Below are 7,532 nucleotides of genomic sequence, written 5' to 3'. Positions count from 1 at the left end.
GTGTCGTTTTCAGCGACTTTAATAAGATATCACGGAATAACTTATGCGTCAACCGCTTTTTTCTTGTTTTTTTCATCGCGTCAATGGCGTGTGCCTGTCGACATCTATTAATATACTATCTCGAGATAATAACGTCAATGCTTTTTCTTAATTTTTCTTTTCATTATTTTTTTCTTCTATATATGCTGGTTCTATATTTATAAAAAAAAACAAAAAAACCGGTCTATCACACGACCGGTTCGTATGTCACGAGTTCCACACCAAGTCCTTTTGTCCGTTGATACGAAATTCGGATCAATCCTTTCCGAATGAAAAAATCAACCAGGCTCCCTAAATCAACCTTCAATTCTGTCAGACGACTTTCTTCCATCAACTCATGCATCGTCCAAGGACGATCCCGCTCTCGCATGACTTCAAATAAGTATTTACCACCGGACAAGACTTTTGACTGCAACAGATGTTCTAATCCGATTAACGCCAAGTGAATCCGTTGTTCCAGTGTTTCTTCACTCAACAAAAGTTGTTCATATAACTTATAGACATCCGGATCGTCCAACCGGGCCTGTTCCCAAACGACGACTTCCGGATGCGCTCCCTTTTCGAGAACGGAAAGCCGGGCTAGATGATGCAATGCATGATGGACATGCGTATAAGCATCATAATAATTACCGCGGCTGAATAGATTCCGTCCATCCTGAAAACGACGCAGTAATTTAGCGAATGACAACGACATCTGTAAGCAGCGTTCCGTCTCCGGGAAGTTGCGTAATTGTTTTTTCAAATCCGTTAAGTAATCATTCCGTTCAAAAATGATGGTTCCTTCCGACACCCAATGGACGGCCCGGCGATTTGCATTTAAGATTAACCAACGGGAGAGGACTTGTTCATGCACAAGATGTAATGAAACCCGCAATGTATTCAATCGATAATGCTTAACTGTCCACTCGACGGAAGGATCTCGTGTAATGACTAAAAGTAAAACATCAAATTGATCGGTTAAAGAGTCTCTCGGTTGTCTTTTCTCAACGGCGATGATTCCCTGTGTCTCCGGATAAGCCGCATATTCTGAATAAATTGTTCGTGTTGCCTGTTCCATTTCCTTCTCACCCTTCTCTACTCCGTACTCGTTACTCTGATCATTCGTCCGTTACCATTTTCGACAAAAAATCAATCGTTCCTGCTTCTGACTCGATCCCACAATATGCTAGACTGGCTACAGGGGGAATTCATGTGAAAAAACAACGTAAGAATAAAATAAACCGGGCCCGTAACTTGGCAATGTTCCTCGTATTCGGCGGAATGCTTGTCATGTATGGCGGTCTTTTGTTAAAACAATTCGAAATCATCATGGTCATCCTAATGCTTGTCGGGTTTGTCATGGTCCTTGCCAGCACAGCGCTCTATTTCCTGATCGGACTTACTTCGACGAAAGCTGCCGTCGTCACCTGCCCGAATTGCGGTAAAGAAACGAAAGTCCTCGGACGCGTTGATTTATGTATGCACTGCGACGAACCTCTGACGATGGATCGTAACCTTGAAGGAAAAGAATTCGATGAAAAGTACAACAAAAACAGTAAACGAGCTCCCCGTTAAAAGGAAGCTCGTTTTTTTAATGCACGTTCGATTGGCAATCCGGGCAAGTCCCGTAAACCTCAAGACGGTGGCGGTCTACTTTAAAGCCTGTTAAATGCGCCGCAACAGTCTCGACGTCATCCAGGACAGGGTAATTGAAGTCGACGATTTTTCCGCATCCTTCGCAAATCATATGGTAATGACGCGTCGTGACGAAGTCAAAACGACTGGAAGCATCTCCATAATTCATCTCTTCTACGATTCCTTTTTCACGGAAGACCCGTAGATTATTATAAACTGTCGCCACACTCATATTTGGAAAACGATGTTCGAGCGCACGATAAATTTCATCTGCCGTCGGATGTGTATGTCCCGTCGTTAAATATTCCAAAATCGCATGACGTTGTGGTGTCATCCGAACGCCTGATTCACGTAAAGAGCGTACTGCATCATCTAACATCTCGTTCGCCACGTCATCCCCTCATTTCTATCTTTCATTGATTATTAGATTGTAATCTTTATAATTAGTCTACCTACATTCTTCCTTTCCGTCAACGGCTCTGCTCCACGTTTGACGGACATGATACAATCATATCGTGATATTTTTCACGTATCAATGATTGGAGGAATCATCATGTCAACTCATACAAAACGTCCTACTTCGGAATCCTTATATGAAGTGGCCCAAAAATGTATCGTCGGAGGTGTGAACAGCCCATCTCGCTCGTATAAAGCAGTCGGAGGCGGTGCGCCCGTCTATATGGAACGAGGAGAAGGAGCTTACTTCTATGATGTCGACGGCAACCGTTACATCGATTACTTAGCAGCTTACGGTCCGATCATTACCGGTCACGGGCATCCACATATTACGGAAGCGATCACGAATGCTTCACGTAACGGGTTATTATACGGTACACCTCATCGCCTAGAAATCGACTTTGCCCATAAACTGCAACAGGCGATTCCTTCGTTAGAGAAAGTCCGGTTCACAAACTCAGGGACGGAAGCCGTCATGACGACGATCCGTGTCGCCCGTGCTTATACAGGACGTGAACTCGTCGTGAAATTCAGCGGCTGTTATCACGGTCACTCGGATTTGATGCTGATTGCAGCAGGAAGCGGTCCGGCAACACTCGGTTCACCCGATTCAGCCGGTGTGACGAAAGCAACAGCAAAAGAGGTCATTACGACACCGTTCAATGATATTGAATCTTATCGTCAAATCATGGCAGAATGGGGCGATCAGGTCGCCTGCGTTCTCGTCGAACCGATTGTCGGGAACTTCGGCATCGTCGAACCGCAACCCGGGTTTCTCGAGGCCATCAACGAAATTACGCATGAACACGGCGCACTCGTCATCTATGATGAAGTCATCACAGCTTTCCGCTTCACGTACGGTAGTGCCCAAGAACTTCTGAACATCCGCCCGGACATGACAGCGCTTGGTAAAATCATCGGTGGCGGTCTCCCGATTGGTGCCTACGGCGGGCGCCAGGATATCATGGAACACGTCGCTCCGCTTGGTCCGGCGTATCAAGCAGGTACGATGGCCGGAAATCCGGCTTCGATGGCAGCCGGTATCGCCTGCCTCGAATTACTCGAACAGCCGGGTGTGTATGAAGAGTTCGACCGCCTCGGTGCGAAACTCGAACAAGGCATTTTAGAAGCTGCCAACACGCATGGTGTCACGATCACAATCAACCGTCTCAAAGGTGCATTGACGGTCTACTTCACGGATGAAACGGTCGTCGACTATTTGGGTGCCGAACGTGCCGACAGTGAAATGTTCGGTCGGTTCTTCAAATTAATGCTCGAACAAGGCGTCAACCTAGCTCCTTCGAAATACGAAGCCTGGTTCTTGACAACAGCGCACACGGAAGCAGACATCGAAGAAACAATCGTTGCTGTCAACCGCGCATTTGCCCAACTGTAAATCAATCCTTCATAATAAAAAGGCTGTTCCGTTTTTCGCGGAACAGCCTTTTTTCATTCAACCAGCTCGAGATTTTGAATCGCATACAGTTCGAAGTAAGCGCCGCGTTTTCGCATCAGTTCTTCATGACGTCCCATTTCCGTGATTTGACCGTTTTCAATGACGACGATTTTATCGGCATCGGTGATCGTCGAAAGACGGTGGGCAACGGTAAACGTCGTCCGCCCTTTCGCAAGACGCGCAAGCGAGTCCTGAATCATCGATTCGCTTTCGAGATCCAGGGCACTCGTCGCTTCATCCAAAATCAAAATCGGTGGATTTTTAAGGAAGACCCGGGCAATTGCCAAACGCTGTTTTTGACCACCTGATAATTTGACCCCCCGTTCGCCGACCGGTGTTTTATAACCGTCCGCCAGTCGTTCGATGAACTCATGGGCATTGGCTGCCTTCGCTGCCGCGACCACCTCTTCATCCGTCGCCTCGGGATTCCCCATCTTAATGTTCATTTCGACCGATTCACTGAACAGAATCGATTCCTGCATGACCATTCCGATTTGATCGCGTAAACCACGTAACTTCAAATCACGAATATCGACTCCGTCCAGCGTGATCCGTCCGGACGACACATCGTAAAATCTAGGAATCAGACTGACAAGCGTGGATTTCCCGCCGCCCGACATCCCGACGAAGGCAATCCGTTCTCCCGCCTGTACATCGAGCGTCAACCGGTCAATCGCCCGTTCGCCGCCTTCTTCGTAGGAGAAGCTGATATTTTCAAACTGGACGTTCCCTTTGACATGAACCGGATTTTTCGCATTGGCTTTTTCCGTAATATCATAGGGTTCGTCCAAAAACTCAAACATCCGGTCCATCGAGGCAATCGACTGCGTCAATGTCGTCGACGAGTTGACAAGACGACCGAGCGGTGCGTACAGGCGATCGATATAGGCGATGAAAGCTACCATCGTCCCGAGTGATTCCTGACCGTTCAGAACAAGGAAAGCCGCTGCACCGAAAATCAGAATCGGAGCAAAATCAGTAATCGTCGAGACGACGACGTACGTCCGGGCATTCCAGTTCGTTTGACGTAATGCTGCCGTCAAGAAGCCGTCATTTTGTTTCTTAAACGCCTGATTTTCGTGGGGTTCAAGGGCAAAACTGCGGATGACCGCCATTCCGTTGACCCGTTCCGTCAAGTGTCCCTGCAGTTCAGCGAGTGCTGCCGAACGGTCACGCGTCAGACTGCGGAGCCGTCCATAAAAGAACTTGACCGCCAGTGCATAAAACGGCAACGGAATGATCGCAACGAGCGTCAGCTTCGGATCGATTGTCCACATGATAGCGATCGCTATCAAAATCGTAATCATGTCGAGCCATAAGTTCATCAACCCGGTAACAACAAAATCCTTTGTCTGTTCGACATCGTTGATGATCCGGGAGATGACTTCCCCGGTCTTCGTGTTCGAATAAAAGCGGAGTGACAGTTTTTGGACATGATCAAACAGCCGGTTCCGGACATCAAACAAAATTTTTGATGCCGACCACTGGGCCAAATACTGCCGGATGTATTCAAGCGGCGGTTTGATGACGAGAAAAACGAAGAATCCGGCGCCAATCAAATAGGCAAGTTCTTTACTGCGTTCCGCGAGCGGAACCGTTTGATTATCGAGCAGATTGTCGATGATGTACTTGTAGAGAAGCGGCAATCCGAGCGGAATCGAAAACTTGATGATTCCGACGAATACCGTCAAAAGAATTTGTTTTTTATACGGTTTGACGAATTCCATGTACCGTCTGATGGAACCCTTCTTTTTTAACTGTTTTTGCTTTGCTTTACTCATGTGTTTCCCTTCTTTCCACTAAAAAAAGACGATGGCGAACCATCATCTCCGATACCTTGTTTCGTATTCACGATACCACGTTTCAACGAATGCTGGATTAAACGGACCCTTGCGACTACGGATCCATTGAATCAAAATCTGAACGTTGTCTTTCAGAATACGATCAATCGCTTTTGGATAGTTCATCTCCCGGCGATGTTTTTCGTACTCGTCCTCATCCAAAATCATGTAAGACATGTCCGGATAGACTTTGATATCTAAATCATAATCAATGTACTTGACTGCTCGATCCTTTTCATCAAACGTCGAAGGTGAACCCAAGTTGCAGTAATAGTAGATGCCGTCTTCACGAATCATACAGATTACATTAAACCAAAGTTCTGTCGAAAAATAACAAATCGCGGGTTCTCGTGTCCGCCACTGACGACCATCCGATTCGCTGACCATGATCCGGTCATTGAATCCAATCAATTCTTCTTCCGTCGATTTAAGCACGAGCGTTTCTTCCCAAACTCTGTGTAAGCTGCCGTTATGTTTGAAACTTTGAATCTCAATCTTGCTACTTTCTTTTGGGAATCGACTCATGTGCTACTCCTTTCTGAAGCTTTTTATTCAGTTTTTTCAATACTCTCGTGCTTATTATACCCATTTTCAGAACACATGAAAAACGAAAGGCTACTTTTTCAGGAAAATGACTGGTATTTAACTTGAAAAATGATGTAAAATCGCCTGTTTCCGTTGCTGAAACATCGGTTTCAAAATAAATAAATCCACCACTGCTTTCGGTAAATACGATTTATAGATCAAGTCATCAATCATATAGACGCCGTCCGGACGCTCTTCGACACGGTGCGTGTGCCACCAGACCGAGAAAGGAAACGGAACCTTGACTCCGACATCGACGAACAAATCACTTCCGACCATTGGAATGATGGAATCCCATTTGACGAAAACCGGCGGAATGCCGACCTTCAGCTGAATCGTGTTGCCGGCATATGTCCGGGTATCTCCGGTCGTCTGTACTTTCGGAAACTTTGTCAGTCCCGTCAAGGCTTTGGCATCACTTAAAAAGAACCAGGCTTGATCCTTCGTCGCCGGCACTTTCGTTTCGGTATAAAAACGATTCATCAGAGTTCCTCCTTTAATAGGCGATCAATCTTCATTTGGGCGACCGAAATCGGCTGCTTGTCGTATGCCTGTTCATCCATCAGGACGGTCCCTTCCGGTTGTGTCGCCACACGGTAGACCGTAATGTCCCATATCCGGTGCGAAAAGATGTGTTTCACACTACCGACTTGGATTCCAGGCTGTTCTCCCGTCGATTCGACCAACGGATACTGCCACATGCCGGCCAACAGTCCCGTTTCCGGACGTTGCATGACGGCGACTTGTCCGTTTTCTTCATAGACCAATGCATCGTACCGGATCGTCTGAGTTTTACCTTTTTTTGTTTTGACCGGCAATTCCGCCTGAACCGAGCGGTCATAAGCAAAACAGACATCATTGACCGGACACAGTCCGCACATCGGTGATTTCGGTGTACAGACCATTGCACCGAGTTCCATCAACCCTTGATTGAAGCTTGACGGATCCGCATGATCAATCAATTCATGAACAGCCGCTTCAAAGACTTTTCGTGTTTTCGGTGCGGCAATGTCGTCATAAATTCCGAGGACACGCGATAAGACACGCATGACGTTCCCATCGACGGCAGGCTCTGGGTGGCCGTAGGCAATCGAGAGAACGGCACCGGTCGTATAGGGACCGACTCCCCGTAAACTTTCAAACCGTTCTTTTTCATCCGGTACGATCCCGTCATATTTTTCAACAACTTCCTGAACTGCGATTTGAAGGTTCTTAACCCGGGAATAGTACCCTAAGCCTTCCCAATATTTTAAGACTTCACTTTGGTCGGCCGACGCCAAATCGTGGGGTGTCGGAAACCGTTCCGTGAACCGCTGGTAATACGGAATCACTGTATCGACCCGTGTTTGTTGCAGCATGATTTCACTGATCCAGATATGATAGGGATTTTTAGTTTCACGCCACGGCAACTGCCGTTGTTCCCGCAAGAACCATTGCACCAATTCCGTCGTAAAATGCTGTTTATTAAAGTTTCTGAAATATTCTGTGACAAGAGTCAAAATATTACCTCTTTTCTGTTTGATACGTTATAGTAAGTTCAA

Annotated in this window: 8 protein-coding genes; 2 read left to right on the top strand and 6 right to left on the bottom strand. The window is 46.7% G+C overall.

The annotated features are described in order from the left end of the window. Positions 1–226: 226 nt before the first annotated feature. Positions 227–1,096, bottom strand: coding sequence for a nucleotidyltransferase-like protein (locus tag N7U64_RS12150; protein ID WP_012369566.1), 870 nt, complete (start codon positions 1,094–1,096; stop codon positions 227–229). Between the two features lie 134 nt (positions 1,097–1,230). Between N7U64_RS12150 and N7U64_RS12145 the strand changes: the two genes are divergently transcribed. Then, on the top strand, positions 1,231–1,593 hold the full coding sequence (locus N7U64_RS12145) for a YgzB family protein (protein WP_318929920.1): 363 nt from the start codon (positions 1,231–1,233) through the stop codon (positions 1,591–1,593). Between the two features lie 16 nt (positions 1,594–1,609). Here N7U64_RS12145 and perR read toward each other — a convergent pair whose 3' ends face one another. Next, the gene (perR, locus tag N7U64_RS12140) at positions 1,610–2,032 is read right to left on the bottom strand and encodes a peroxide-responsive transcriptional repressor PerR (RefSeq protein ID WP_251027441.1); all 423 of its coding nucleotides are present in this window, start codon (positions 2,030–2,032) and stop codon (positions 1,610–1,612) included. Between the two features lie 174 nt (positions 2,033–2,206). On the opposite strand from perR, the gene N7U64_RS12135 reads away from it, so the two are divergent. Beyond that, a complete protein-coding gene (locus N7U64_RS12135; RefSeq protein ID WP_318929919.1) occupies positions 2,207–3,505 on the top strand; it encodes a glutamate-1-semialdehyde 2,1-aminomutase in 1,299 nt (432 codons plus the stop codon). Between the two features lie 53 nt (positions 3,506–3,558). Here N7U64_RS12135 and N7U64_RS12130 read toward each other — a convergent pair whose 3' ends face one another. From N7U64_RS12130 to mutY, 4 genes are all read right to left on the bottom strand, one after another. Next, positions 3,559–5,346 (bottom strand): ABC transporter ATP-binding protein, encoded by a 1,788-nt coding sequence (locus N7U64_RS12130; protein WP_318929918.1) that lies wholly within the window; start codon positions 5,344–5,346, stop codon positions 3,559–3,561. A 42-nt stretch (positions 5,347–5,388) separates the two neighbouring features. Beyond that, positions 5,389–5,931, bottom strand: a complete 543-nt coding sequence (locus tag N7U64_RS12125) for a DUF402 domain-containing protein (RefSeq protein ID WP_012369561.1) — start codon at positions 5,929–5,931, stop codon at positions 5,389–5,391. Positions 5,932–6,048: 117 nt separating this feature from the next. Further along, positions 6,049–6,474, bottom strand: a complete 426-nt coding sequence (locus tag N7U64_RS12120) for a hypothetical protein (RefSeq protein ID WP_318929917.1) — start codon at positions 6,472–6,474, stop codon at positions 6,049–6,051. Next, positions 6,474–7,490 (bottom strand): A/G-specific adenine glycosylase, encoded by a 1,017-nt coding sequence (mutY, locus tag N7U64_RS12115; protein ID WP_318929916.1) that lies wholly within the window; start codon positions 7,488–7,490, stop codon positions 6,474–6,476. The genes N7U64_RS12120 and mutY overlap by 1 nt, the downstream gene beginning before the upstream one ends. Positions 7,491–7,532 lie beyond the last annotated feature (42 nt).

The organism is Exiguobacterium sp. K1 (assembly GCF_033721435.1).
In the GTDB taxonomy this organism is placed as follows: Bacteria; Bacillota; Bacilli; order Exiguobacteriales; family Exiguobacteriaceae; genus Exiguobacterium_A; species Exiguobacterium_A artemiae.
Note: the sequence above shows the minus strand (reverse complement) of the source record. Positions and strands in the feature narration are given on the sequence as shown.

What these genes read in the sequence shown, in the direction of transcription:
- N7U64_RS12150 (WP_012369566.1), bottom strand. Translation starts at nt 1,096, where the DNA reads ATGGAACAGGCAACACGAACAATTTATTCAGAATATGCGGCTTATCCG.
- perR (WP_251027441.1), bottom strand. Translation starts at nt 2,032, where the DNA reads ATGTTAGATGATGCAGTACGCTCTTTACGTGAATCAGGCGTTCGGATG.
- N7U64_RS12135 (WP_318929919.1), top strand. Translation starts at nt 2,207, where the DNA reads ATGTCAACTCATACAAAACGTCCTACTTCGGAATCCTTATATGAAGTG.
- N7U64_RS12130 (WP_318929918.1), bottom strand. Translation starts at nt 5,346, where the DNA reads ATGAGTAAAGCAAAGCAAAAACAGTTAAAAAAGAAGGGTTCCATCAGA.
- N7U64_RS12125 (WP_012369561.1), bottom strand. Translation starts at nt 5,931, where the DNA reads ATGAGTCGATTCCCAAAAGAAAGTAGCAAGATTGAGATTCAAAGTTTC.
- N7U64_RS12120 (WP_318929917.1), bottom strand. Translation starts at nt 6,474, where the DNA reads ATGAATCGTTTTTATACCGAAACGAAAGTGCCGGCGACGAAGGATCAA.